Source organism: Uniformispora flossi (assembly GCF_049534875.1).
Classification (GTDB): Bacteria; Actinomycetota; Actinomycetes; order Streptomycetales; family Streptomycetaceae; genus Yinghuangia; species Yinghuangia aomiensis.
The window spans coordinates 153,230-176,852 of the sequence record NZ_JBMULZ010000008.1; the positions used below are offsets into that span (position 1 = coordinate 153,230).

The 23,623-nt window shown below is 73.1% G+C and carries 25 protein-coding genes; 19 read left to right on the top strand and 6 right to left on the bottom strand.

Annotated elements, in window-relative coordinates; translation table 11 throughout:
• The first annotated feature begins 81 nt into the window (after positions 1-81).
• The 10 genes from hisD to ACPA54_RS19705 all read left to right on the top strand — a co-directional run bounded on the left by hisD (position 82) and on the right by ACPA54_RS19705 (position 7,091).
• Positions 82-1,410, top strand: coding sequence for a histidinol dehydrogenase (hisD, locus tag ACPA54_RS19660; protein WP_423531519.1), 1,329 nt, complete (start codon positions 82-84; stop codon positions 1,408-1,410).
• The gene (locus ACPA54_RS19665; protein ID WP_345674486.1) at positions 1,407-2,510 is read left to right on the top strand and encodes a histidinol-phosphate transaminase; all 1,104 of its coding nucleotides are present in this window, start codon (positions 1,407-1,409) and stop codon (positions 2,508-2,510) included. Before hisD ends, ACPA54_RS19665 begins: the two co-directional genes overlap by 4 nt.
• Positions 2,511-3,107: an imidazoleglycerol-phosphate dehydratase HisB gene (gene hisB / locus ACPA54_RS19670; RefSeq protein WP_345674485.1), complete on the top strand. Its 597-nt coding sequence runs from the start codon at positions 2,511-2,513 to the stop codon at positions 3,105-3,107.
• 2 nt (positions 3,108-3,109) lie between these two features.
• Entirely contained in the window at positions 3,110-3,877 is a 768-nt protein-coding gene (locus tag ACPA54_RS19675) for a hypothetical protein (protein WP_423531521.1), read from the top strand.
• Positions 3,874-4,026, top strand: a complete 153-nt coding sequence (locus tag ACPA54_RS19680) for a hypothetical protein (protein ID WP_345674483.1) — start codon at positions 3,874-3,876, stop codon at positions 4,024-4,026. Before ACPA54_RS19675 ends, ACPA54_RS19680 begins: the two co-directional genes overlap by 4 nt.
• Before the next feature lie 32 nt (positions 4,027-4,058).
• Entirely contained in the window at positions 4,059-4,688 is a 630-nt protein-coding gene (hisH, locus tag ACPA54_RS19685; RefSeq protein ID WP_423531523.1) for an imidazole glycerol phosphate synthase subunit HisH, read from the top strand.
• 46 nt (positions 4,689-4,734) lie between these two features.
• Positions 4,735-5,469, top strand: coding sequence for a bifunctional 1-(5-phosphoribosyl)-5-((5-phosphoribosylamino)methylideneamino)imidazole-4-carboxamide isomerase/phosphoribosylanthranilate isomerase PriA (gene priA, locus ACPA54_RS19690; protein ID WP_423531525.1), 735 nt, complete (start codon positions 4,735-4,737; stop codon positions 5,467-5,469).
• Entirely contained in the window at positions 5,466-5,861 is a 396-nt protein-coding gene (locus ACPA54_RS19695; protein ID WP_345674480.1) for a RidA family protein, read from the top strand. The genes priA and ACPA54_RS19695 overlap by 4 nt, the downstream gene beginning before the upstream one ends.
• Entirely contained in the window at positions 5,858-6,628 is a 771-nt protein-coding gene (gene hisF / locus ACPA54_RS19700) for an imidazole glycerol phosphate synthase subunit HisF (protein WP_345674479.1), read from the top strand. Before ACPA54_RS19695 ends, hisF begins: the two co-directional genes overlap by 4 nt.
• Before the next feature lie 94 nt (positions 6,629-6,722).
• Positions 6,723-7,091 carry a YbjQ family protein gene (locus tag ACPA54_RS19705; protein ID WP_423531528.1) on the top strand — a complete coding sequence of 123 codons (369 nt, stop codon included), beginning with the start codon at positions 6,723-6,725 and terminating at the stop codon, positions 7,089-7,091.
• Positions 7,092-7,166: 75 nt separating this feature from the next.
• On the opposite strand, the gene ACPA54_RS19710 is transcribed toward ACPA54_RS19705, so the two are convergent.
• Positions 7,167-8,021, bottom strand: a complete 855-nt coding sequence (locus tag ACPA54_RS19710) for an undecaprenyl-diphosphate phosphatase (protein ID WP_423531530.1) — start codon at positions 8,019-8,021, stop codon at positions 7,167-7,169.
• Between the two features lie 224 nt (positions 8,022-8,245).
• Between ACPA54_RS19710 and ACPA54_RS19715 the strand changes: the two genes are divergently transcribed.
• Together ACPA54_RS19715 and ACPA54_RS19720 are read left to right on the top strand one after the other, a co-directional pair.
• Positions 8,246-8,830 (top strand): helix-turn-helix domain-containing protein, encoded by a 585-nt coding sequence (locus ACPA54_RS19715; protein WP_423531532.1) that lies wholly within the window; start codon positions 8,246-8,248, stop codon positions 8,828-8,830.
• Between the two features lie 43 nt (positions 8,831-8,873).
• The gene (locus ACPA54_RS19720) at positions 8,874-10,280 is read left to right on the top strand and encodes an MFS transporter (protein WP_423531534.1); all 1,407 of its coding nucleotides are present in this window, start codon (positions 8,874-8,876) and stop codon (positions 10,278-10,280) included.
• A 162-nt stretch (positions 10,281-10,442) separates the two neighbouring features.
• Here ACPA54_RS19720 and ACPA54_RS19725 read toward each other — a convergent pair whose 3' ends face one another.
• Together ACPA54_RS19725 and ACPA54_RS19730 are read right to left on the bottom strand one after the other, a co-directional pair.
• On the bottom strand, positions 10,443-11,087 hold the full coding sequence (locus ACPA54_RS19725) for a TIGR03085 family metal-binding protein (RefSeq protein WP_345674474.1): 645 nt from the start codon (positions 11,085-11,087) through the stop codon (positions 10,443-10,445).
• A gap of 92 nt (positions 11,088-11,179) precedes the next feature.
• The gene (locus tag ACPA54_RS19730; protein ID WP_423531536.1) at positions 11,180-12,421 is read right to left on the bottom strand and encodes an alpha/beta hydrolase; all 1,242 of its coding nucleotides are present in this window, start codon (positions 12,419-12,421) and stop codon (positions 11,180-11,182) included.
• Positions 12,422-12,907: 486 nt separating this feature from the next.
• Here ACPA54_RS19730 and ACPA54_RS19735 point away from each other — a divergent pair, with 486 nt between their 5' ends.
• Both ACPA54_RS19735 and ACPA54_RS19740 read left to right on the top strand, forming a co-directional pair.
• Positions 12,908-14,755 carry an ABC transporter ATP-binding protein gene (locus ACPA54_RS19735; RefSeq protein WP_423531538.1) on the top strand — a complete coding sequence of 616 codons (1,848 nt, stop codon included), beginning with the start codon at positions 12,908-12,910 and terminating at the stop codon, positions 14,753-14,755.
• Positions 14,752-16,581, top strand: coding sequence for an ABC transporter ATP-binding protein (locus ACPA54_RS19740; RefSeq protein WP_423531540.1), 1,830 nt, complete (start codon positions 14,752-14,754; stop codon positions 16,579-16,581). The genes ACPA54_RS19735 and ACPA54_RS19740 overlap by 4 nt, the downstream gene beginning before the upstream one ends.
• A 101-nt stretch (positions 16,582-16,682) precedes the next feature.
• Here the strand turns inward: ACPA54_RS19740 and ACPA54_RS19745 are convergent, their stop codons facing one another.
• Positions 16,683-17,573, bottom strand: coding sequence for a septum formation family protein (locus tag ACPA54_RS19745; protein ID WP_423531542.1), 891 nt, complete (start codon positions 17,571-17,573; stop codon positions 16,683-16,685).
• Between the two features lie 103 nt (positions 17,574-17,676).
• Complete coding sequence (locus tag ACPA54_RS19750; RefSeq protein ID WP_423531544.1) at positions 17,677-18,561, bottom strand: septum formation family protein; 885 nt, start codon at positions 18,559-18,561, stop codon at positions 17,677-17,679.
• Between the two features lie 139 nt (positions 18,562-18,700).
• Here ACPA54_RS19750 and hisI point away from each other — a divergent pair, with 139 nt between their 5' ends.
• The 4 genes from hisI (at position 18,701) to ACPA54_RS19770 (ending at position 21,786) form a co-directional block, all read left to right on the top strand.
• Positions 18,701-19,090, top strand: a complete 390-nt coding sequence (gene hisI / locus ACPA54_RS19755; protein WP_345674468.1) for a phosphoribosyl-AMP cyclohydrolase — start codon at positions 18,701-18,703, stop codon at positions 19,088-19,090.
• Positions 19,091-19,183: 93 nt separating this feature from the next.
• Positions 19,184-20,725 (top strand): anthranilate synthase component I, encoded by a 1,542-nt coding sequence (locus ACPA54_RS19760; RefSeq protein ID WP_423531546.1) that lies wholly within the window; start codon positions 19,184-19,186, stop codon positions 20,723-20,725.
• Positions 20,722-21,459, top strand: coding sequence for a TIGR02234 family membrane protein (locus tag ACPA54_RS19765; RefSeq protein ID WP_423531548.1), 738 nt, complete (start codon positions 20,722-20,724; stop codon positions 21,457-21,459). The genes ACPA54_RS19760 and ACPA54_RS19765 overlap by 4 nt, the downstream gene beginning before the upstream one ends.
• Before the next feature lie 120 nt (positions 21,460-21,579).
• Positions 21,580-21,786, top strand: a complete 207-nt coding sequence (locus tag ACPA54_RS19770) for an HGxxPAAW family protein (protein WP_423531550.1) — start codon at positions 21,580-21,582, stop codon at positions 21,784-21,786.
• A gap of 135 nt (positions 21,787-21,921) precedes the next feature.
• On the opposite strand, the gene ACPA54_RS19775 is transcribed toward ACPA54_RS19770, so the two are convergent.
• Complete coding sequence (locus ACPA54_RS19775) at positions 21,922-22,731, bottom strand: pentapeptide repeat-containing protein (protein WP_423531552.1); 810 nt, start codon at positions 22,729-22,731, stop codon at positions 21,922-21,924.
• 222 nt (positions 22,732-22,953) lie between these two features.
• Here ACPA54_RS19775 and ACPA54_RS19780 point away from each other — a divergent pair, with 222 nt between their 5' ends.
• Positions 22,954-23,508, top strand: a complete 555-nt coding sequence (locus ACPA54_RS19780; RefSeq protein ID WP_423531554.1) for a CD225/dispanin family protein — start codon at positions 22,954-22,956, stop codon at positions 23,506-23,508.
• Positions 23,509-23,623 lie beyond the last annotated feature (115 nt).

The window sequence follows — 23,623 nt, forward strand, 5'->3', positions numbered from 1 at the left end:
CCGTCGTGGCTGCCATCCAATCGTGTCTCAGCAGCCGACACGTGCGGACCCCGCTCTCGCGGGCTCCCTACACTGGGACGGGTGATCTCCCGTATCGATCTGCGCGGCTCCGCCGGGCGTGCTGTTTTGGACAGCCCCGCGGCCCTGCGCGACGTGATGCCCCGCGCCGAGTTCGACGTCGAGGCGGCCTTGGAGAAGGTCCGCCCGATCTGCGACGACGTACGCCATCGCGGGGTCGAGGCGCTGATCGAGATCACCGAGCGCTTCGACGGGGTCCGCCTCACCGACATCCGCGTCCCGGCCGAGACCATCGCCCAGGCCCTCGGCGATCTGGACCCGAAGGTCCGCGCGGCGCTGGAGGAGACCATCCGGCGCGCCCGCATCGTGCACCGCGACCAGCGGCGCACCGACGTGACCACGACGGTCGCGCCGGGCGGCACGGTCACCGAGCGGTGGGTGCCGGTGGAGCGCGTGGGGCTCTACGTGCCGGGCGGGCTTGCGGTGTACCCGTCGTCCGTGGTGATGAACGTGGTGCCGGCGCAGGAAGCGGGCGTCCGCTCGCTCGCCGTCACCTCCCCGCCGCAGAAGGAGTTCGGCGGCCTGCCGCACCCGACGATCCTGGCCGCGTGCGCGCTGCTCGGCGTCGACGAGGTCTACAGCGTGGGCGGCGCCCAGGCCATCGCGATGTTCGCGTACGGCGCGGGCCCGTGCGCCCCCGTCAATCTGGTCACCGGCCCCGGCAACATCTACGTCGCCTCCGCCAAGCGCCTGCTCAAGGGCCGCATCGGCATCGACTCGGAGGCCGGCCCGACCGAGATCGCGGTCCTCGCCGACGCGACCGCCGACCCGGTGCACGTCGCCGCCGACCTGATCAGCCAGGCCGAGCACGACACGCTTGCCGCGTCCGTGCTGGTCACCGACTCGGCCGAGCTGGCCGACGCGGTCGAGGCGGAGCTGAAGGCGCAGGTCGCCGCGACCAAGCACACCGCGCGGGTGACCGAGGCGCTGTCCGGACGGCAGTCCGGCATCGTGCTGGTCGACTCCGTCGACGACGGCCTCAAGGTCGTCGACGCGTACGCCGCCGAGCACCTGGAGATCCAGACCGCCGACGCGTCCGCGGTCGCCGCGCGCGTCCGGAACGCGGGCGCCATCTTCGTGGGCGCCTTCGCGCCGGTCTCGCTCGGCGACTACTGCGCGGGCTCCAACCACGTGCTGCCCACCGGCGGCTGCGCCTGCCACAGTTCGGGCCTGTCCGTGCAGTCGTTCCTGCGCGGCATCCACGTGATCGACTACAGCCGCGACGCGCTCGCCGAGGTCGCGCACCACGTCGTGACGCTGGCCGAGGCGGAAGACCTGCCCGGCCACGGCGCGGCGATCAAGGCACGGTTCGAGTGGGGGCTGCCCGAGTGACACGGATCGACGACCTTCCCATCCGGGACGAACTGCGCGGGCAGTCGCCGTACGGGGCGCCGCAGCTGCACGTGCCGGTCCTGCTCAACACCAACGAGAACCCGTACCCGCTGCCCGACGAGCTGGTCGACCGCATCGCCGAACGCGTCGCGGAAGCCGCCCGGCAGCTCAACCGCTACCCGGACCGCGACGCGGTCGAGCTGCGCACCAAGCTCGCCGACTACCTGTCCGCGACCGGCGGCGTCGAGCTGGCGACCGGCCAGGTGTGGGCGGCGAACGGCTCCAACGAGGTGCTCCAGCAGCTCCTCCAGGCGTTCGGCGGCCCCGGGCGCAGCGCCCTCGGCTTCGACCCGTCGTACTCGATGCACGCGCTCATCGCGCGCGGCACCGGCACCGAGTGGATCTCCGGTCCGCGCCGCGCCGACTTCTCGATCGACCTGGACGCGGCCCTCGCGGCCATCGCCGAGCACCGGCCCAACGTGGTGTTCCTGTGCTCGCCGAACAACCCGACCGGGACCGCCCTCGACGGCTCCGTCGTCGAGGCCGTCTACGAGGCCGCGCAGGCCGCCCGGCCGTCGCTGGTGATCGTGGACGAGGCGTACGTCGAGTTCTCGCACCACGCCTCGCTGCTGACCCTGCTCGAAGGCCGCCCGAACCTGGTGGTCTCGCGCACCATGTCCAAGGCGTTCGGCGCGGCCGGGCTGCGGCTCGGCTACCTGGCCGCCGACCCGGCGGTGGTCGACGCCGTGCAGCTGGTGCGGCTGCCGTACCACCTGTCCGCGGTCACCCAGGCGACCGCGCTGGCGTGCCTGGAGCACACCGGCACGCTGCTGGGGTACGTCGCGGAGCTGAAGGCGCAGCGCGACCGGCTGGTCGGCGAGCTGCGCGGCATGGGCTGCGAGGTCACGGAATCCGACGCGAACTTCGTCCAGTTCGGCCGGTTCGAGGACACGCGCGCCGTGTGGCAGGCGATCCTCGACCGCGGGGTCCTGGTACGCGACAACGGGGTGCCCGGGATGCTGCGGGTCACCGCCGGCACGGACGCGGAGAACACCGCGTTCCTGGACGCGATGCGCGCCGTACTCAAGGAGATGCAGTAAATGTCCCGGATCGGCCGCGTGGAGCGCGCCACCAAGGAGACGTCCGTCCTCGTCGAGGTCGACCTGGACGGCAGCGGCCGCGTCGACGTGGCGACCGGCGTCGGGTTCTTCGACCACATGCTCGACCAGCTCGGCAAGCACGGCCTGTTCGACATCACCGTCAAGACCGACGGCGACCTGCACATCGACTCGCACCACACGATCGAGGACACCGCGCTCGCGCTCGGCGCGGCGTTCCGGCAGGCGCTCGGCGACAAGGCGGGCATCCGCCGGTTCGCGAACGCGTCGGTGCCGCTGGACGAGGCGCTCGCGCAGGTCACCGTCGACCTGTCGGGCCGCCCGTACCTGGTGCACAGCGAGCCGGAAGGCATGGCGCCGATGATCGGCCCGGCCTACGACACGACGCTGACCCGGCACATCCTGGAGTCGTTCGTCGCGCAGGCGCACATCTGCCTGCACGTGCACGTGCCGTACGGCCGCAACGCCCACCACATCGTCGAAGCCCAGTTCAAGGCGCTGGCCCGCGCGCTCTCCGACGCGTGCGCCATCGACCCGCGGCGCGCCGGGGTCATCCCGTCGACGAAGGGCGCGCTGTAGGGATGGGGCTGTCCTACGAGCAGTTCCTGGTGGCGGCGCCCTTGGGACCGGTCGTGGCCGCCCTCACCGCGGTGCGGCGGGGGTATGCGATACCGGTGGGACGCCGGACGAGCGCCGTGATCCTGGACGAGCACGCGCACGACTACAAGGTCGACTCGATAGCGTCCCGGCTGAGCCGGGACGTCGAGGCCGACGTGTGCGTGGCGTCGGTGTCCGACTCCGACGTGCTGTGGCTCACGGTGGTCCGGGACGGCACACCCGTCCACGAGTACTGCTCGGCGCCGGACCACGACCGGAAGATCACCAAGGACGCGTTCGGCGTGCTGCGCTACGAGGACGGCAGCCGCTTCGATCCGGACGCCCCGGGCACGCCGCCCTCGGGTGCCGATCCGGCGTGGTTCCTGCCGTTCGGCGTGCCGGAGGCGCGGATCGACGCGCTCGCGGCCGCCCTCGACCGTGCCGCTGATCCGGAGGATGCCCGCGCGGAAGGGCGCCACGTCTTCGCCGAGGGGATATACGGCGACGTCCTCGCCGCGCTCGGCTTCCCGCGCGGCATCGCGTTCACGCCTTTCGCGGAGCTGGCCGCGATGGCCCGCGAAGCCGTCGAGCCGGAGCCGTCCTACGAGGGCCTGCCGGAGACCTTCGCGATCGCGGAGCGCCGCAACCGCGAGCATCGCGCCGCCCGACGTGCGGATTTCACCTCGGCGTACCCTCTCGGCGACGCCCTCCCGATCCCCCCTCCCACCCCGAGCGAAAGCACCATCACATGAGCGGTTCCTCAGTTGCGTTGATTGCCGTCGGGCTCTTCTTCGCCGGCGGGGTCATCTCATTCGCCAAGCAGGGCATTTCGAAGAGCATCATCGCGGTGCTCGCGATCGGCGCGGTGCTGTTCGTCACCGCCGGCCTGAGCCAGATCTAGATCCGGGCACCGGATCCGGGCAGAGGACACGTATGAAGAAGGTCGTCATCCTCGACTACGGGTCGGGGAATCTGCGGTCCGCCGAGCGGGCGGTGGCACGGCTCGGCGTCGAGGTCGAGGTCACCGCGGACTACGAGACCGCGCTCAACGCCGACGGGCTGGTCGTGCCGGGTGTCGGCGCGTTCGCCGCGTGCATGGCCGGGCTGAAGGCGGTGCGCGGCGATCGCATCGTCGACCGCCGCCTCGCCGGCGGGCAGCCGGTGCTCGGCATCTGCGTCGGCATGCAGATCCTGTTCGAACGCGGCGTCGAGCACGGCGTCGAGACGCCCGGCTGCGACGAGTGGCCCGGCACGGTGGAGCGACTGGAGGCGCCAGTCGTGCCGCACATGGGCTGGAACACGGTCGAAGCGCCGGAGGACACCGTGCTGTTCCGCGGCATAGACGCGGACACCCGGTACTACTTCGTGCACTCGTACGGCGTCCGGAAGTGGGAACTCGTCCCCAACGAGACGCTCGCGCCGCCGCTGGTGACGTGGTCGACGCACGGCACGCCGTTCGTGGCCGCCGTCGAGAACGGGTACCTGTCGGCCACCCAATTCCACCCCGAGAAGTCCGGCGACGCGGGGGCCGCGGTGCTCCGCAACTGGATCGACACCCTCTGAACCCCCCGCTGGACCCCCTCACTTACCGGTAAGGACGCTGGAGAACATGAGCGAGACGCGTCGCCTGGAACTGCTGCCCGCCGTCGACGTCGCCGACGGGCAGGCCGTCCGGCTCGTCCAGGGCGAGGCCGGCTCCGAGACCTCGTACGGCGACCCGCTGGCCGCCGCCCTGGCCTGGCAGAACGCCGGCGCCGAGTGGATCCACCTGGTCGACCTGGACGCCGCCTTCGGCCGCGGCTCGAACCGCGACCTGCTCGCCGAGGTCGTCGGCAAGCTCGACGTCAAGGTCGAGCTGTCCGGGGGCATCCGCGACGACGCGTCGCTGGAGGCCGCGCTGGCCACCGGCTGCCGCCGCGTCAACCTCGGCACCGCCGCGCTGGAGACCCCGGACTGGGTGCGCTCGGCGATCGCCCGGCACGGCGACAAGATCGCCGTCGGCCTCGACGTGCGCGGCACCACCCTGGCCGGCCGCGGCTGGACCCGCGAAGGCGGCGAGCTGTTCGAGACCCTCGCCCGCCTCGATGCGGACGGCTGCGCCCGGTACGTGGTGACCGACGTCAACAAGGACGGCACGCTCACCGGCCCGAACCTCCAGCTGCTGCGCGACGTCTGCGCGGCGACCGACCGCCCGGTGGTCGCCAGCGGCGGCGTGTCGTCGCTCGACGACCTGCGCGCGATCGCCACCCTGGTGCCGGAGGGCGTCGAAGGCGCCATCGTCGGGAAGGCCCTGTACGCGCAGGCGTTCACCCTGGAAGAGGCGTTGGAGGCGGTGTCGCGATGACGGGCGGCGTGGAGCGGATCTCGTCCGGCGGTCCCTACGAGGACGTGATCGGCTACTCGCGGGCCGTCGCGGCCGGCGACTTCGTCCTCGTGTCCGGCTGCACCTCCGTCGTCGACGGGGTGTTCGTCGGCGAAGGCGACCCGTTCGAGCAGACGCTGACCGCGTTCGGCATCGCCGAGAAGGCCCTGCAGAAGGCCGGGCTCTCCCGCGACGACGTGGTCCGCACCCGCATGTACATCACCCACGCCCGCGACGCGGACGAGGTCGGCCGCGCGCACAAGGCGATGTTCGACACCGCCCGCCCCGCGGCCACCATGGTCGTGGTGGCCGGGCTCATCGACTCGCGGATGCTGGTCGAGGTCGAGGTCGAGGCGTACCGGGGGGCGAAGTGAGCCTTGCCGTACGTGTGATCCCGTGCCTGGACGTCGACGCCGGGCGCGTGGTCAAGGGCGTCAACTTCCAGAACCTGCGCGACGCCGGCGACCCGGTCGAGATGGCTCGCGTCTACGACGCCGAAGGCGCCGACGAACTGGTCTTCCTCGACATCACCGCCTCGTCGGGCAGCCGCGAGACCACCTACGACGTGGTGCGCCGCACCGCCGAGCAGGTGTTCATCCCGCTGACCGTCGGCGGCGGCGTCCGCACCGTGCAGGACGTCGACAAGCTGCTGCGCGCGGGCGCCGACAAGGTCGGCGTGAACACCGCGGCGATCGCCCGGCCCGAGCTGATCGCGGAGATCGCCGACCGGTTCGGCGCGCAGGTCCTCGTGCTGTCGGTGGACGCCCGCCGCTGCCCGGAAGGCGTGTCGACGGAGTCCGGGTTCGAGGTCACCACGCACGGCGGCCGCAAGGGCACCGGCATCGACGCGGTCGGGTGGGCGGCCCGCGCCGCCGAGCTGGGCGCGGGGGAGATCCTGCTCAACTCGATGGACGCGGACGGCACCAAGGACGGCTACGACCTGGAGATGATCCGCCAGGTGCGGGCCACCGTGAAGGTCCCGGTCATCGCGTCCGGCGGCGCGGGCGCCCTCGGGCACTTCGCCCCGGCCGTCGAGGCGGGTGCCGACGCGGTGCTCGCGGCGAGCGTGTTCCACTTCGGCATGCTGCGCATCCCGCAGGTCAAGGACGCGCTCCGGGACGAGGGCTATCCGGTGCGCTGACCGGCGCGGCTTTTCCCGCAGGTGCCACCTGACCGGCGCATCCCGAGGGGTTTCCGGGGTGCGCCGGTCGGCGTTGCGGCCCAGGCTGGGGTGCATGACGGAACTCAACGATTTCGGCGGCGGCCTCGACCGGAGCGCCGGCGTCATGGTGGTCACGACCAACGACGTGCCCGGCTACCGCGTCGACCAGGTGATCGGCGAGGTGTTCGGCCTGACCGTGCGCTCGCGGCATCTCGGCAGCCAGATCGGCGCCGGGCTGAAGTCCATCGTCGGCGGCGAACTGCGCGGCCTGACCAAGACCCTGGTGCAGAGCCGCAACGAGGCGATGGGCCGGCTGGTGGAGCAGGCCAAGGCGCGCGGCGCCAACGCCGTCCTGATGTTCCGCTTCGACGTGGCGGAGGCGGGCAACGGCACCGAGGTGTGCGCGTACGGGACGGCGGTGGTGATCAGCCCGGTCGGCTGAGCCGCTTCGCGGTGCCGTCGAGCCCGTGCCCTGGCCGTCCCGGGGCGCGGGCTCGCGTGTGCGCGGTTCGCGGGATCAGGCGTCGAGGTAGCCCGAGGCGAGCATCCCCATGAGCGCGATCGCCACGATGATGCGGTACACGGCGAAGCCGTTGATGGTGTGCTTGGAGACGAACTTCAGCAGCCACGCGACCGACGCATAGGCCACCACGAACGACACGACCGTGCCGACCGCCAGCGCGACGAGGCTGGTGTCGCCGCCGGTGGCGTCCTTCAGCTCGTACAGTCCCGCGCCGGTCAGCGCCGGGATCGACAGGAAGAACGACAGGCGGGTCGCCGCGACGCGGTCGAGGCCGCGGATGAGCGCTGTGGAGATCGTCGCACCGGACCGCGAGAAGCCCGGGAAGAGCAGTGCGAGGATCTGCGAACTGCCCACCCACATGGCGTCCTTGAACGTCACCTCGGCCTCACCGCGGCGCCGGGCCCGGTTGCTGCCGCCGGACGAGGACTCGGCGTACCACATGACCGCCGACCCGGCGATCAGCGAACCGGCGACGACCCAGAGGCTGGCCAGCGGCCCGTCGATGAGGGGCTTCATGGCGAGGCCGACGACGACGATCGGGACCGTCGCGAAGACCACCCACCACGCGAACTTGTAGTCGCGCTCGGCCCGGCGCTCCTTGTGGGTGAGGCCGCCGAACCACGCGCCGACTATTCGGGCGATGTCCTTGAAGAAGTAGACGAGGACCGCGGCGATCGCGCCGACCTGGATCACCGCCGTGAAGCCGACCACCGACTTGTCGCCGACGTCGATGCCGAGGATGCCCTCGGTGATCTTCAGGTGGCCGGTCGAGGACACCGGCAGGAACTCCGTGAGGCCTTCGACGATGCCCAGGACCACGGCGTCCACGACGCCGATGCTCGCACTCACGGACGCTGACTCCTCGGGGCCTTCGGACGGGACGGGGACGGCGTGGGGAGCATGGCAGCGCCAGATGAACGGAATGCGGACGGCGGGTCAAGAGACGGCGATAGGGGAGGGCGGCGCGGATCCGGCCGAGGGGGCGGCAAGATCCGACAAGGTCCGACAAGATCCGAAAGAGAATTTGCGAAAGATTCGTTCCGAAAATTCTCTTTCGGATCTAGCGTTCAGGTATGCCCGACGACCGACCCGAGCCGCCGCGCCTCGTCCGCGACGTGGAGGCGCTGAAGGTGTTCACGCACCCGCTGCGCTTCCGGCTCTTCCGCCTGCTCTACACCGACGGCCCGGCGACCGCGTCCGAACTCGGCCGTATCGTCGACGCGACGCCGTCGCTGGTCAGCTATCACCTGCGGACGATGGCCAAGCACGGCTTCATCGCGGAAGCCCCCGAGGCGTCCGGCGACGGCCGGGAGCGCCGCTGGCGCGTCGAGCGCGATCTGCGGTTCAACCACACGGACTTCGCCGACGACCCGGCCGCGTGGGAAGTCGCCAACACCGTCGTGCAAGTGCTGCATTCCGAGCGGAACGAGCGCTACGAAGCAGCGATGCGCCGTCTCCGGTCCATGAGCCGCGAGTGGCAGGACGCCACCTTCGGCGCGGGCCCGACCGTGCGCCTGACCGCCGCCGAACTCGCGCAATTGAGCGAAGAGCTGATGGCCGTCGTCGACCGCTACCGGGGGCGTCCCGCGGTGAGCGAGGACGGCGAACCGCGCGAACGGGTCCTGCTCGAAATGATCGGCTTCCCGTACGAGCCCTGAAACCGCCCGACCCATCCGAGGACCCGCCGCCTGCGAGGTGACCGTGCACCGCTCACGACGCACCACCGCACCGACCCCGTCCGTCTCCGGCCCGGACACCGCCGAGGCCGCGCTCGCCCCGCCCTCCCCGCTCTCCCCGGGCGAGGCCAAGCCCCGCCGCGGGCCGGGAGCCGCCGTCCACCGCTGGCTGTGGGCGTTCACCGCGTCGCTGGTCGGCGACCAGGTGTGGTTCCTGGCGCTGTCCTGGAGCGCGGTGCAGACCGGCGGCTCCGGGGCCGCGGGTCTCGTGCTGACCCTGGGCACGCTGCCGCGCGCGGCGCTCATGCTCAGCGGCGGGGCGATCGCCGACCGGTTCGGGGCGAGGCGCATCGTCATCGGCAGCGACTTCGTGCGCTGTGCCGTGATGGTCGCGGCCGCCGCGCTCGTCGTGTCCGCGTCGCCGGGCATCGCGCTGCTGGCCGCGGTGGCGCTGCTGTTCGGTGCCGTCGACGCGCTGTTCATGCCCGCGGTGGGGGCGCTGCCTGCGACGCTCACCACCCGCGACCAGTTCGCGCGGGTGCAGGGGCTGCGCAGTCTCGCCCAGCGGGCGGCGGCCATCGCCGGGGCGCCGGCGGGTGGGTTCGTGCTCGCGCAGGGCGGGGTCGGCGCGGCGTTCGCGACGTCGGGCGGGCTGTTCCTGGTGTCGCTGGTGTTGCTGCTGCAAGTGCGGCCGCTGCACCCGGAGATCGTGGCGCGCAACACGGCGCCGTGCCGAGCCGCGAGCGAAGCGCCGGACACCTCGGCTGCCGAGGCCGAACCGCCGGCGGAACCGTCGGCCGAGCAGCAGGGCGTCCGCGCGGGCCTGCGCTACGTCCGTTCGGTACCTGTCGTCCGTGGCATCATCGCGGTCTGCATCCTGGCCGAACTCGGCTTCTCCGCGCCGATGAACATCGGTGTCGTGCTGTTGTCCGACGAGCGCGGCTGGGGCCCGGGCGGTCTCGGCACCCTCGTGGGGACGTGGGGCGCGGGGGCGGTCGCCACGGGGCTCGTCCTGTCGGTCCGCGGGCATCTGCCGCACGCGGGCCGGGTCGCCCTCGCGGCCGGCGCGGTCGGCGCGGGCGGATTGGCGCTCATCGGCTACGGCCCCACGCTGCCGCTCGCCGCCCTGGGGGCGTTCGTGCTCGGCCTCGGCTCGGGCCTGTGGGGCGGGGTGTATTCGGCGATGCTCCAGACGTATACGGACACCCGGATGCTGGGCCGCGTCGTGTCCCTGCAAATGCTCGGCGCGGTCGGTCTCGTCCCGCTGACGTACGCGCCCGCCGGCCTGCTGGCCGACGCGGCCGGATCCGCGGCGGTGTTCGGGGCCGGCGCGGCGATCAGCGGCCTTGCGGTCCTGGCCGGCTTCCTGTCGGCGCCCGTGCGCCGCGCCGAACTCCCGCGCCCGGAAACGGCCGAAGCGGTCAAGCGCTAGGCCGGAGAACTTCCGCGCCCCTGCCGACGCGACCGCGGCACAGGCGTGGGGGATCCGCGTCCGGGCCCGGCGGGACAGCGCCGGGCCCGGACGTGCGGCGTGCGGACGGTCGCTCGCGCGGGTGCGACGCCGATGCCGGTCCGGGCATCCGTCCTGTCCCGGTCAGATACCCGTCGGCGTCTCCCGCAGTTTCCGAACCGCGTCCGCGTCGCCGTCGACCGTGACCAGGGCCTGGTCCTTGCGGCCGTACACGAACAGCAGGAGTTCCCCGGGCGGTCCGGCGATGGTCACGACCGGCTCGCCCTTGCGGACCCGGACCGGCTCGGCCTCGCCCGAGGTGTCGGTGCGCAACAGGGACACCCCGACCGGCACCTTGCGCAGCATGAGCTTCGCCCCGCCGCGGACCCGCTTCCACAGGAACTCGGTGAGGCCGGGCTCCAGTTCGCGCGCGGTGAAGTCGGGCTGCGCGCGGCGCACGTCCTCGAGGTGGACGAAGTACTCCATGGTGTTGGCCGCGGCGTCCACGCCGGGGATGCCGAAGAACGACAGGCGGCCGGGGCCGTTGCGCACGAGGTCCACGGTCTCCTCGTAGGGGCGCGCGGCCCGGGCCTTCAGCACGCGTTCGGTGTGTCCGGCGAACGGCTTGAGAACGAGGCCGAGCCCCGAGTCCGGGCGGCGCTCGCGGATCACCAGGTGCGCGGCCAGGTCGCGCGTGGTCCACCCGGCGCACAGGGTGGGGGCGTCGGGGCCGACCCGGTCGAGGAGATCGGCGAGCGCGGCACGCTCCGTACGGGCGTAGGAAGGCATGCGCGCATCGTGGCCGCGCGACGCCGCCCGGTCAAGGCACGTGCCGCGCGTCACACCGGGCGGGGAGCGCCCGGTGTGACGCGGCGCGGGAGTCAGGGCTTGGGCGCCGTGGCCGGCACGTTCCCCGCCCCCGCGGGCGTGCCGGGCGCACCCGGTCCCCCCGCGCCCCCCGGTCCGCCGGGGGCGCCGCCCGGTCCGCCGGGAGTCCCCGGCGCGCCCGGGACTTCCTGGTGCGTGCTCATCCACCGCATGACATCCGGCAGCAGCGCCACCCACGTCTTGAAGTTGTGCCCGCCGGTGGGCAGCACCAGCTGGTCCGCCTTCGTCGGCGACTTGACGAGCTTGAGGAACTCCTGGGTCGCGCCGTAGTTCGACTCGTCCAGGCTGGTCGTCAGCATCAGGCTGACGGGTGCCGGGGGCAGGTTCTTCAGGCGCCAGATCAGGTCCTGGGAGTTGCGGTACTCCTTGCTGCCGCCGTACAGGTCGCCCGTGTCGCCGTCCTGCGGGGCGCCGTAGTCGCCGGACAGGGACGCACCCGCGGCGATCCGGTCCGAGTTGAGCATGGCGAGCTTCAGCGCGCAGTAGCCGCCCGTCGAATCCCCCATCATGCCCCAGGCCTTCGCGCCGGGCGCGGCGCGGAACGTGGCGCGGATCGCCTCGGGCAGGTCCTGGGTGAAGAACATGCCGGACTGCGGACCGCCCGGCACGTCCGTGCACTCGGTGTCCCGGCCGGGCGTCTGGGACGGGCGCAGCATGACGTAGATCGTCGGCTGCACGCGGCCCGCGGTGATCTCCTCGGCGGCGAGGCGCGGCACCTGGAGCCGGGTGATCAGGTTGCGGGCGTCGCCCGGGTAACCGGTGAGCGTGACGACCACCGGGAACTGGCGGTCCTTGAACTGCGGCTGGAAGTACTGCGGCGGCAGGTAGACGTACCCGGACGTGTCCAGGCCGCTGCGCCGGCCGGTCACGTCGATGCCCACGATCTGCCCGGCCGTCAGCGGGTTGCCGCCGTTGGGGATGTCGACCCGCTCGGTGTCCTTGAGCTTGATCGCCTGGATCGGCGCCTCCGGGCCGCCGGGCCCGTTGTGCAGCTTCGGCTTGCCGGTCTTGCCCATCAGGTCGTCCCAGGACGTGTAGAAGAGGAAGTACCGGTTGCCCATCGCGGCCAGCAGCCCCACCAGCACGGCCTGGGTGAGCAGCAGCGCGCCTATTCGGCCGAGCACCGGCTTCCAGCCGCGGCCCGCGAGCTTGGGCCACAGCCACACGAGCGTGACGATCAGCGCGATCGCCAAGACGCTCAACGCCACCAGGAACGTCCTGCTGGTGAGTCCCACGTGATGCTCGCTCTCGTATCCGGTCTCGGCCGTCCGGCTCGGGCGCGGGCCCGGGCATGCCGCCGCGCAGGCCGCGGCCTGCGCGGAAAACGTGGTGGTTCGGACCCTGTGCCGAGGGTGCTGCGGGGTCGGCGGGCCGGCCGGGGACCCGCCCCGCGGCCGTGCCTGTTGACATCACGCACCGGCCTCGGCCTAGGTTGCACCCGCGGTCCGGCAAAGTCCGCACCGGGGTCCGCGCCGCGTGGGGGGCGTGGAGGAGCGCGCCGGGAATGCGCTCCGGGCCGCCGCGCTTGTGCACAGCAGAATGTCCTGCACTGCCCCGGGCCGGCGTCGTCGGCGCCGGCCTTGCCGCGCGCCCGGCGGCGGCGCCGGCCCGGGGCCGTGCGGAGACGCGGGACACCGCAACGTGCGCACCCGAGCACGGCACACCAGGACAGCGGGACAGGGAAAGCGAGCGAGGATGGCAGCCGGATCGAGAGGGATCGCGTGACGAAGACCGACAGGGATGTCCTCGGCCGCGGAATGCGGATCCTCGGCATCGCGATCCGCGAGGAGCCGCGCGTGTTCGCGGCCGCCGTCGGCGCCAGCGCCCTGTACGGCGCCACCACGGTCGGCTCGGCGCTCGTCCTCGGCCGCGTCACCGACCACGTCGTCGTCCCCGCGTTCCGCGACGGGGACACCGGCACGGGCGCGTTGACCGGGGCGTTCCTCGCGGTCTTCGGCATCGCGATCCTCAAGGCCCTCGGCATCGTCGGGCGACGGCTGTGGGCCGGCATCATGCAGTACCGGCTCCAGGCCACCTACCGCCGCCGGGTCACCCGGCAGTACCTGCGGCTGCCGCTCGCCTGGCACCACAAGCACCCGACCGGCGCGCTGCTGTCGAACGCCAACGCCGACGTCGAGGCCGCGTGGTACCCGATCGCGCCGCTGCCGATGGCCACCGGCGTCGTCGTCATGCTGCTGCTCGCCGCGGCCGCCATGGTCGCCACCGACTGGGCGCTCGCCCTCGTCGGGTTCGTGATCTTCCCGGCGATCTTCGTGCTGAACGTCGTCTACCAGCGCCGCCAGGGCCCCCTCGCGATGCGCGCCCAGGAACTGCGCGCCGACGTCAGCGCCATCGCCCACGAGAGCTTCGACGGCGCCCTCGTCGTCAAAACCCTCGGCCGCGAAGACGAGGAAGCCGCCCGGTTCGCCACCGCCTCCACCGAACTCGCCGACGCCAACATCGCCGTCGGCCGGGTCCGCGCCCTGTTCGACCCGCTCCTCGAAGCGCTGCCCAGCCTCGGCGTGCTGCTCGTGCTCCTCGCGGGCAGCATCCGCATCTCGCACGGCGACCTGGAAGCCGGCGAACTCGTGCAGATCGCCTACCTCTTCACCCTCCTCGCCTTCCCGGTCCGGGCGATCGGCTGGCTGCTCGGCGACATGCCGCGCGCCGTCGTCGGCTTCGAACGCGTGGAGCACGTCCTCGACGCCGACGGCGAATCCGCCTACGGCGACACCGAAGCCGGCAAATCCGGGCCGGCCGGACTCGAAGCGCGCACCGTGCGGTTCGGCTACCTCGACGGCGCCGACGTCCTCACCGACGTCACCTTCGACGTCACCCCCGGCCGCACCGTCGCCGTCGTCGGCCCCACCGGCTCCGGCAAGTCCACCCTCGCGTCGCTGCTCGTCCGGCTCGTCGACCCCGGCTCCGGCGCCGTCCTGCTGGACGGCGTCGACCTGCGCGACTACCGGCACGGCGGCATCGCCGCGACCGCCGCGCTCGTCCCGCAGCAGGCCTTCCTCTTCGACGACACGGTCCGCGACAACATCACCCTCGGCCTCGACGTCGACGACGACGCGGTCCGTGCCGCGCTGCGCACCGCGCAGGCCGAGGAGTTCGTCGACCGGCTGCCGCACGGCCTCGACACCAAGGTCGGCGAGCGCGGCACCTCGCTGTCCGGCGGCCAGCGCCAGCGCATCGCGCTCGCCCGCGCGCTGGTCCGCAAGCCCCGGCTGCTCGTCATGGACGACGCCACCTCCGCCGTCGACCCGCGCGTCGAAGCCGCCATCCTCGCCGGCCTCCGGGACGACGCCGGGCCGTCGACCGTCGTGGTCGTCGCCTACCGCAAGGCCACCATCGCGCTGGCCGACGAAGTCGTCTTCCTCGAAGACGGCCGCATCCAAGCCCGCGGCACGCACCTCGAACTCCTCGACGCCTCGGTCGGCTACCGGCGTCTCGTCAACGCCTACGAACGCGCCGCACAGGAACGCGACCAGGCCGCGGGCACCGGACCGGAGAGCCCCGACCCGACGACGGCCGCGGAGACCCGCGACCAGGAGGTTCCCGCATGACCACCGCCACCGCGGCCCCGCCGCGCGACACCGACGACCCGACGGCTGCCGCCCCGCCCCGCCCGTCGGGCTGGGCGGTCCTGCGCCGCGGCCTCGATCTGTCCCCGGAGTTCACCCAGGGGCTGGCCGTCACGCTGGTGCTGGCCGCGCTCGCGACCGTCGGGCGCATCGTCGTGCCCCTCGCGGTCCAGCAGACCATCGACAACGGCCTGCGCGGCGACGGCGGACCGGACTTGGCGCTGGTGCGCTGGATGGTCGCCGGCTCGGCCCTCGCCGTGATCGTCACGGCGCTGTGCTCGTACGCGATGAACGTGCGCGTCTACAACGCCAGCGAACGCGGCCTCGCCACCCTGCGCGTCCGCGCCTTCCGCCACGTGCACGACCTCTCCACGCTGCACCAGCAGTCCGAACGCCGCGGCTCCCTCGTCTCGCGCGTCACCGGCGACGTCGACACCATCACCCGGTTCATCCAGCAGGGCGGGTTGATGCTAATCGTCAACGTCGCGCAGATGGCCGTGGTCAGCGCGCTGATGCTGGCGTACTCGTGGCAGCTCACGCTCATCGTGTGGGTGTGCTTCTGGCCGCTGTTCGTCAGCCTCAAGGCGTTCCAGAAGCGCGTGGGCGCCGCCGCCGACGCGGTCCGCGTGCACGCCGGGCGGATGCTCGGGGCGATCTCCGAGCCGGTCGTGGGGGCGTCCGTGGTGCGCGCGCACGGCATCGAGGACCGCACCGCGAAGCGCATCGACGAGGCGATCGACGGGCACCGCAAGGCACAGACCCGGGCGCAGACGCTGGTCGCGCTCACCTTCCCGATGGGCGAGGTCGCGGTGGGCCTGGCGAACGCGCTCGTCGTGGTGGTCGGCGTGCTGCTGGGTGTCGACGGGCAGCTGACGCTGGGCGAGCTGGTGGCGTTCCTGTTCCTCGTCACGCTGTTCGTGACGCCGGTGCAGTTCGCCGTCGAGGTGCTCAACGAGGCGCAGAACGCCCTCGCGGGCTGGCGGCGGGTGCTGGAGATCCTGGACGCCGAGCCGGACATCGCCGACCCGGGGGAGCAGGGGACGGAGCTGCCGCGCGGCCCGGTCGAGGTGCGGTTCGACTCCGTCGCCTACGCGTACCCGGAAGGGCCGCGCGTGCTGCACGACGTCGACGTGACGCTCGCCGCCCGGACCCGGGTCGCGGTGGTCGGCGAGACGGGCTCGGGCAAGACCACGTTCGCCAAGCTGCTCACCCGCATCGTGGACCCGGACGAGGGGCGGGTGCTGCTGGACGGGATCCCGCTCACCGACGTGCGGTTCGCGTCGCTGCGGGCCCGCGTGGTGATGGTGCCGCAGGACGGCTTCCTGTTCGACGCGACGATCCGCGACAACGTGCGCTACGGCCGTCCGGACGCCGACGACGCGGTCGTCGCGGGCGCGTTCGCCGACCTCGGCCTCGCCGAGTGGCTCGACGGCCTGCCGCTCGGCATCGACACCCCGGTGGGGCAACGCGGCGAGTCCCTGTCCGCGGGTGAACGGCAACTCGTCGCGCTGGCCCGCGCCTACGTCGCCGACCCGGACTTGCTCGTCCTCGACGAGGCCACCTCCGCGGTCGACCCGGCCACCGAAGTCCGCATCCAGCGCGCGTTGGACGGCCTGACCCGGGGACGCACGGCGGTGTTCATCGCCCACCGCATGTCCACGGCGGAATCCGCCGACGAGATCCTGGTCTTCGACCAGGGCCGCCTGGTCGAACGCGGCCCCCACACCGGCCTGGTCGGCGCCGGCGGCGTCTACACGCGCCTGCACGCCTCGTGGACGGCCCAGCAGAAGCCCGCGAAGGAAGACTGAGGGACGGGGCAGCCGGGGATTTCAGGCGCGGGCAAACCCGCTCCGGAACGCAGGTGGGGCGGACACGCCAAGCGTGTCCGCCCCACCTGCGTTCGTGCGTGCTACTTCTTCAGCGGGGCCGTCAGCTTCTGGCCGCCGCTGAGGCGGACCATGCACTGGACCTCGCGGTCGCCGGTCTGCCAGCTGCGGGACGACGGGTAGATGAAGTCCGCCACCATGCGGTCGCCGTTCGACTGCTTGGCGACGACCGGGGCGATCGCGTCGTCGCACAGGTCGCCGGCCTGCTTCTCGGCCTGCGTGTCGCCCGGCCAGGCCCCGTCCGGCATCTTCAGGTTGGCGACGTGCTCCGCGTCGTGCGACGTGTAGCACGAGACCTTGTCGACGTCCGACGTCCCCGGCGGGAAGACCACGCAGTCGCCGGGCGACAGGGTGATCTTGTGGACGGTGTCGTTCGGCGCGGTCGCGGTCGTCGTGTACGTCGGTGCCGCGGTGGTCGGGTCCGGCGCGTCCGTCGTCGGCGGCGCGGTGGTGCGCGTCCGGGTGGGCGTCGGCCGGCCGGTCGTCGCGGACGACGACGCCGACGGCGAACCGCTGGACGACGCGTCGTTGTTCTTGTCGTCCTTGCCGCCGAGGCTGAACACCACGCCGATCACGATGCCGGCCACCACCAGCGCGCCGACCACGATCCACGCCACGACCTTGCCGCTGCCGCCGCCGGGCGGCGGCTGCGGCGGATAGCCGGGAGGCCCGCCCGGGTAACCGGGGCCGCCCGGGTAGCCCGGTCCGCCCGGCGCACCGGGATACGTGGGGCCGCCCGGCGCCCCCGGGTAGCCCGGGGCGCCGGCTCCGCCGGAGTGGCCCGGGTATGTGCCGCCGCCGGGATTGCCCGGGTAACCCCCGCCGTACGGGCCTCCGCTCCCGTACGGGTTGCCCGTGCCGCCCTGCGGCTGACCCGGCGGCCACCCGCCTCCGGGGTATTGCGGAGTGCTCACGCCCCCACCTCGATTCGCCGGGCCCCGCACGCGCGGTGCGTGCCCTGGTTGTCGTTTGCTGCGGCCGGGCACCGGGCGCCGCGGCGCCCGGCTGCGCGGTCCGTCAGCCGAGCTTCTTCGTCAGCTTGGTCCCGTCCGTGTACTGCACCATGCAGTTGACCTGGCGGTTGCCCAGCGACCAGCTGTCCTGTGCCGGCTGACGGTAGTAGATCGTCAGCGAACTGGAGCTGGCCGACTCCTTGCTGAGGATCGACTGGTACGTCGGGTAGCACGCGGCCTCGATCTGGTTCTCGATCTCCGACGTGCTGGGGAACGAGGTGCCGGTCGCGTTGAAGTTCTTGAAGACCTGCTTGTCGTGCGGGGTGGTGCACGAGACCTTCGTGATGCGGCCGGTGATCTCGTTGAAGTTGATGCAGTCGCCCTCGGAGAGCGGGGTGTTGTCCACGGTCTGGCGATCATCGGTCGACGTGGGCGACGGCGGCGCCGTGGTCGGGCGGGAGGTCGTCCGGGTCGCCGTCGGCGTGGGCGTCGGCGTCGGCGTCGCGGTGGGCGACTTCGTCGACGTGCCGGTCGACGTCGGCGTCGGCGAACCGGAGCTGTCCGCCTTGTCCTTCTTGTCGTCACTGCCGCCGAGGAGGAACACCAGGGCGATGATCACGCCGCCGACGACCACCAGGCCGCCGATCACGGCGAACATCAGCGGGCCGCGGCCGCCGCCGTTCGGCGGTCCGGGCGGGCCGGGGAAGCCGCCGGGCCCGGTCGGGCCGCCGGGGCCATAGCCGCCCCCGTAGTTGCCCGGATACTGAGGCCCGCCTCCGGGCGGACCGCTCGGGTACTGCGGACCGCCGGGGTAGCCGCCCGGCGGCGGTCCACCGGGTCCGGCCGAATAGCCCCCGGGGTAAGCGGGATTGCTCGAGTAGCCCGGATTGGGCTGCTGTCCGTAGCCAGGCGGGAAGCCTCCCTGGCCCGGCGGTGGAGGCATCGTCATGCGCAAAGCTTGCCCGATGGGGTGAAGGTCCCGCACGCACGGGTGTCACGCCTTGACAACCAGTACGTGCCCGTGCCGTAACAGTGACCACGTCGACGGCGCGGCGGGTGTGCGATAGCAGGTCTGCGAGAATGCGGTTATGACAGGCGCCCCTTCCCCCGACCCCGGCCGTCCCGTCCGGCCGACGCGGCTCGACCCGTCGATCGCCGCCCGCCTCAAGCGGGACGAGAACGGACTTTTCGCCGCCGTCGCGCAACAGTACGACACCGGCGAAGTCCTCATGGTCGGCTGGATGGACGACGAGGCCCTGCATCTCACCCTCACCACCGGACGCTGCACCTACTGGAGCCGCAGCCGCCGGGAGTACTGGGTCAAGGGCGACACGTCCGGCCACACCCAGAAAGTCGTCTCCGTGGCGCTCGACTGCGACGGCGACGCGGTCCTCGTCAAGGTCGACCAGGCCGGCGCCGCCTGCCACACCGGCGACCGCACCTGCTTCGACGCGGGCGCCCTCACCGTCACGTCGTGACCCCCGGCCGGCCGCCCGCGCGCCCAGCCGCGCGCGCCGGCCGGACCGCCCCGCCCACCGCCCCGCCGCCCACCCCCGGGAGCCCGCGAACCCATGACCACCGGAACCGTCACCCCCGACCTCGCCGCGTTCCGCGACCTCGCGCGCGACCTGCGGGTCATCCCCGTCACCCGGCGGTTCCTCGCGGACGGCGACACCCCCGTCGGCCTCTACCGCAAGCTCGCCGCCGAACGCCCCGGCACCTTCCTCCTGGAATCCGCGGAGAACGGCCGCACCTGGTCGCGCTACTCCTTCGTCGGCGTCCGCAGCGCCGCCACCCTCACCGAGCACGAAGGCGCCGCCCGCTGGCTCGGCGACCCGCCCGCCGGCATCCCCCGCGAAGGCGACCCGCTCGACGTGCTCCGCGCCACCGTCGAAGCCCTGCACACCCCGCACGAGATCCCCGGCCTGCCCGACCTCCCGCCCCTGCACGGCGGCATGGTCGGCTACCTCGGCTACGACGTCGTCCGCCGCCTCGAGCGCCTCCCCGACCTCGCGCGCGACGACCTTCGGGTGCCCGAGCTGATGATGCTGCTCGCCACCGACCTCGCGGTCCTCGACCACGCCGACGGCACCGTGCTGCTCATCGCCAACGCGATCAACTGGAACGGCCTCCCGGCCGGCGTCGACGAGGCCTACCGCGACGCCGTCGCCCGCCTCGACGCGATGACCGCCGACCTCGCCCGGCCCGCCGACGGCAGCGCGTCGTACGTGCGCGGCGGCGACGAACCGCAGTGGACCAGCCCGTGGGGCGGCCCCGAATACCGCAAGGCCGTCGAGGCCGCGAAGGAAGAGATCCGGGCCGGCGAGGCCTTCCAGATCGTCCTCTCGCAGCGCTTCGAAATGCCCACCGCGGCAAGCGCACTCGACGTGTACCGGGTGCTGCGCACCACCAACCCGAGCCCGTACATGTACCTGTTCCGGCTGCCCGGCCCGGACGGCGGCGCCGAGGGCGGGTTCGACATCGTCGGCTCCAGCCCCGAAGCGCTCGTCAAGGTCACCGGCGGCCGCGCGATGCTGCACCCGATCGCCGGCACCCGGCCGCGCGGCGCGGGACCCGAGGAAGACGCCGACCTCGCCGCCGAACTCCTCGCCGACCCGAAGGAACGCGCCGAGCACCTCATGCTCGTCGACTTGGGCCGCAACGACCTGGGCCGGGTGTGCGCGCCGGGCAGCGTCGAGGTCGTCGACTTCATGTCCATCGAGCGCTACAGCCACGTCATGCACATCGTGTCCACGGTCGTCGGCGAACTAGCCGACGACCGCACGGCCCTCGACGTGCTGGCCGCGTGCTTCCCGGCGGGCACCCTGTCCGGGGCACCCAAGCCGCGCGCGATGGAGATCATCGAGGAGTACGAGCCGACCCGCCGCGGGCTCTACGGCGGCTGCGTCGGCTACGTCGACTTCGCGGGCGACCTCGACACCGCGATCGCCATCCGCACCGCACTGATCCGCGACGGCGTCGCGTACGTGCAGGCCGGCGCGGGCGTGGTCGCCGATTCCGATCCGCTCGGGGAAGACACCGAATGCCGCAACAAGGCCGCCGCGGTGCTGCGCGCGGTGGCCAAGGCGGCCACGTTGGAGGCGGCAGGATGAGCGCGGACGAGACCGCGGCGGACCCGACGGCGAACGGAGCGGCCCGCGCCGCGGGTTCGGTGGCGACCGAACCCGTCGCGGAGGCCGCCGAGGCCACGGAGGCCGCCGAGGTCGGCGCGCCCGGGCCGGCCAAGAACCCGGGCCGCCGGGAGATGAGCGCCGCACTGGTGCTGCTCCTGGTCGGCGCCGCGGTGGTGCTCTCGCTCGCCGGACGCGTCTGGGCGCGCGGCAAGGCGCCCGCGCACGGCTCGCTCTTCGCGATCGAGGCGACCGGTTCGGCGGTCAGCAAGGCGCCGACCGCGCTCGGCCTGGTGGCCCTGGCCGGCTTCGTCGCCGTGCTCGCCACCCGCGGCGTGTGGCGGGTCCTGGTGGGCCTGGTGCTCGCCGCCGCGGGGGCGGGGGTCGCGGCGATCGCCGTGGCCGGGGCGTCGGACACGTCCGCGGTGAACGCGGCGGCCGCGTCGAAGGCCGCCGTCGAAGGCGTGAAGGCGATCGACGTCACGCACACCGCGTGGCCGTGGGCGACCTTCCTCGGCGGGCTGCTGATCCTCCTCGCGGGCGTCGCCGTGATGGTCCGCGGGCGCCGCTGGCCCGGCATGTCCAGCCGCTACGAAGCCCCCGGCGCGACGCCCGGGACGGGCCGCGCGGCCGCCAAGCGCCCCCGTACGTCCGCCGATCTGTGGAACGCGCTCGACCGCGGCGAAGACCCCACGGGCGAGGACGCCCGACCCTGACACCGGGCCGGAACACCGTGTGACCACCCCGGCCGCAGAGGCGCTCCGCGCATGCCGGACAATGGAACCTTCGGGCCCGCCATGCGGCCCGTCACTGCAGATGTGAACCAAGGAGCAACGATGTCGCAGGGCGCCCACCACGGCAACACTCCCGCCGCCTGGACCCTCACGATACTTGCGCTGATCGGCTCGACCGTCTCCGGCGTGGGTGTCATCGCCGCCACGCCGTGGCTGTTCTTCGCCGGTCTGGCCGTCGTCCTCGCGGGCTGCGTCGCCGGACAGGCCATGCGCATGGCAGGCCTCGGCACCGCTCCCGCGCGCCGCTGACGCCACCGGCGCCCGCCGCTTCCGGCGGGCCGTGCCGGACCCGAACTTCGCCCGGCCCCGGAGCGGCGTGCTCCGGGGCTTCGGCGTGCCCGGGTGTCCGCGGGCGGCGCCTGCGTGCCGACGCCCGTGCCCGCGTCAGGCGTTCCAGTGCGCGGGCCGGGAAAGGCCTTGCGGCAGGCGGGTCTTCGCGTCGCCTCGGGCCGCGTCGAGCTGGGACTGCGTCACGAAGATCGCCCCGGTGAGGTCCGCGCCGCCGAGCGCCGCGTCGCGCAGGTCCGCGCCGATCAGGTCCGCCTCCCGCAGATCCGCACCCGCAAGGTCGGCGGCGATCAGGCACGCGCCCCGCAGGTTCGCCCCGCGCAGCTTGGCGTTGCGCAGCTTCGCACCGACCAGGTCCGCGCCGCGGTGGCTGCGCTTCTTGCCGGGCACCCGCGCCCGGGCCAGCTCACTTGCTTCCAACAGCAGCGGATTGACCGTGCCGCGTACCTCGGCGACGTCGGTGCCGGCCAGCGCGGCAGGGTCCTGCCGGGTCAGCCGGTCCACGTCCGCGTAGGCCTTCCGCAGCGCGCCGCGCACCGGCCCGGCGCCCGCGAGGCCCTGCGCTTCGTCGAGGTACCAGAGCAGTTCGTGCAGTTGGCGCATGACCGGGAACGCCGCGAACATCGCCCGCGCGGTGCCCGCGTCCTGCCGCCAGTCGCGTCCGCCGAACGTCACCTGCGACACCTTCTGGCCGGCCCCGAAGCAGTCGAAGACAGTGCAGCCGGAGAAGCCCTTCGTGCGCAGGTCGGCGTGGATGCCGCAGCGGTAGTCGGCGCGGAGGTTCCCGCACGGCTTGCCCGCGGGCTTGTCCGCCGCGAAGTCGGCGGACTTGGCGAACGGCAAGGCCACACAGCACAGCGCGAAACAGCGGGAGCAGTCGGCGTGCAGCTCGGATGAAGCGGCCAACGGGGGAGATCTCCTGACGAACGGGCTTGCGTGTACCGGCCCATTGTCCACGCCGTCCGTCCACGCCCGGACCGGGCGCACGACCAGGCCATAAGGTGTGCGCATGAGGCAGCGCAGCGAGCGGATCGGCGGCGGGGGAGCGCCACGCCGAGGCCGCGGGGGGTTCGCGGACGGGGGCGCGGCGGCGTTCCCGTGCCCGCCGCGACGGTGCGGGGTGGGCGCGTGAGCGAAGGACAACCGCCGCCCGACGAGCCGTCGCCGTGGGCCAAGCCCGCGGCGCCGCAGGGCAATCCGCCGGACAACCCGCAGGGCAATCCACAGGGCAATCCGCCGACCGGTGCGCCGGGGGGACTGTCACAGCCCACCGCGCCGCACGCGGCCCCCGGGTACGGAGGCCCGCCGACCACGCCGTTCGGCGCCCCGACGACGCCCTACGGCGGGCCCACACGCCCGTACGGGGCCGCCCCGTCGCCGTTCGGCTACCCGGGCCCCGCGCCGAACCCGTACGTCCCCGTGCCGGCCCCGCCGGACAACTACCTCGTCCCGGCGATCCTCGCCACCGTCTTCTGCTGCTTCCTGGCCGGCATCCCCGCGCTCTACGCCGCGACGTCGGTCAACGAACGCTGGCTGCAAGGCGATCAGGCGGGCGCCCGCGACGCGTCGCTCCGCGCCCGCAACTGGACGATCGGTGCGGTCCTGCTCGGCGTGATCTTCTGGACCACGTGGATGCTGGGGGTTTTCGTCCTGGGGTGGAAGGAAACCCTGGGGGACCTGTAAGCGGCGACGCGGACGCCGCGGCGGTGCGGCACCGGACCCGGCTGCGGCCGACGCGGGCCGGCTGCCGCGGATGATCGGAAAGGCGGGGCGGCGACCGTGCCGGAAGACACGCACA

Bases quoted from the DNA above. Each gene is read 5' to 3' on its own strand.
- ACPA54_RS19760 (WP_423531546.1), top strand. From the start codon at position 19,184: ATGACCACCGGAACCGTCACCCCCGACCTCGCCGCGTTCCGCGACCTC.
- ACPA54_RS19705 (WP_423531528.1), top strand. From the start codon at position 6,723: ATGACGGAACTCAACGATTTCGGCGGCGGCCTCGACCGGAGCGCCGGC.
- ACPA54_RS19695 (WP_345674480.1), top strand. From the start codon at position 5,466: ATGACGGGCGGCGTGGAGCGGATCTCGTCCGGCGGTCCCTACGAGGAC.
- ACPA54_RS19740 (WP_423531540.1), top strand. From the start codon at position 14,752: ATGACCACCGCCACCGCGGCCCCGCCGCGCGACACCGACGACCCGACG.
- ACPA54_RS19750 (WP_423531544.1), bottom strand. From the start codon at position 18,561: ATGACGATGCCTCCACCGCCGGGCCAGGGAGGCTTCCCGCCTGGCTAC.
- hisI (WP_345674468.1), top strand. From the start codon at position 18,701: ATGACAGGCGCCCCTTCCCCCGACCCCGGCCGTCCCGTCCGGCCGACG.
- ACPA54_RS19715 (WP_423531532.1), top strand. From the start codon at position 8,246: ATGCCCGACGACCGACCCGAGCCGCCGCGCCTCGTCCGCGACGTGGAG.
- priA (WP_423531525.1), top strand. From the start codon at position 4,735: ATGAGCGAGACGCGTCGCCTGGAACTGCTGCCCGCCGTCGACGTCGCC.
- hisH (WP_423531523.1), top strand. From the start codon at position 4,059: ATGAAGAAGGTCGTCATCCTCGACTACGGGTCGGGGAATCTGCGGTCC.
- ACPA54_RS19725 (WP_345674474.1), bottom strand. From the start codon at position 11,087: ATGCCTTCCTACGCCCGTACGGAGCGTGCCGCGCTCGCCGATCTCCTC.
- ACPA54_RS19680 (WP_345674483.1), top strand. From the start codon at position 3,874: ATGAGCGGTTCCTCAGTTGCGTTGATTGCCGTCGGGCTCTTCTTCGCC.
- hisB (WP_345674485.1), top strand. From the start codon at position 2,511: ATGTCCCGGATCGGCCGCGTGGAGCGCGCCACCAAGGAGACGTCCGTC.
- ACPA54_RS19765 (WP_423531548.1), top strand. From the start codon at position 20,722: ATGAGCGCGGACGAGACCGCGGCGGACCCGACGGCGAACGGAGCGGCC.
- ACPA54_RS19675 (WP_423531521.1), top strand. From the start codon at position 3,110: ATGGGGCTGTCCTACGAGCAGTTCCTGGTGGCGGCGCCCTTGGGACCG.
- ACPA54_RS19770 (WP_423531550.1), top strand. From the start codon at position 21,580: ATGTCGCAGGGCGCCCACCACGGCAACACTCCCGCCGCCTGGACCCTC.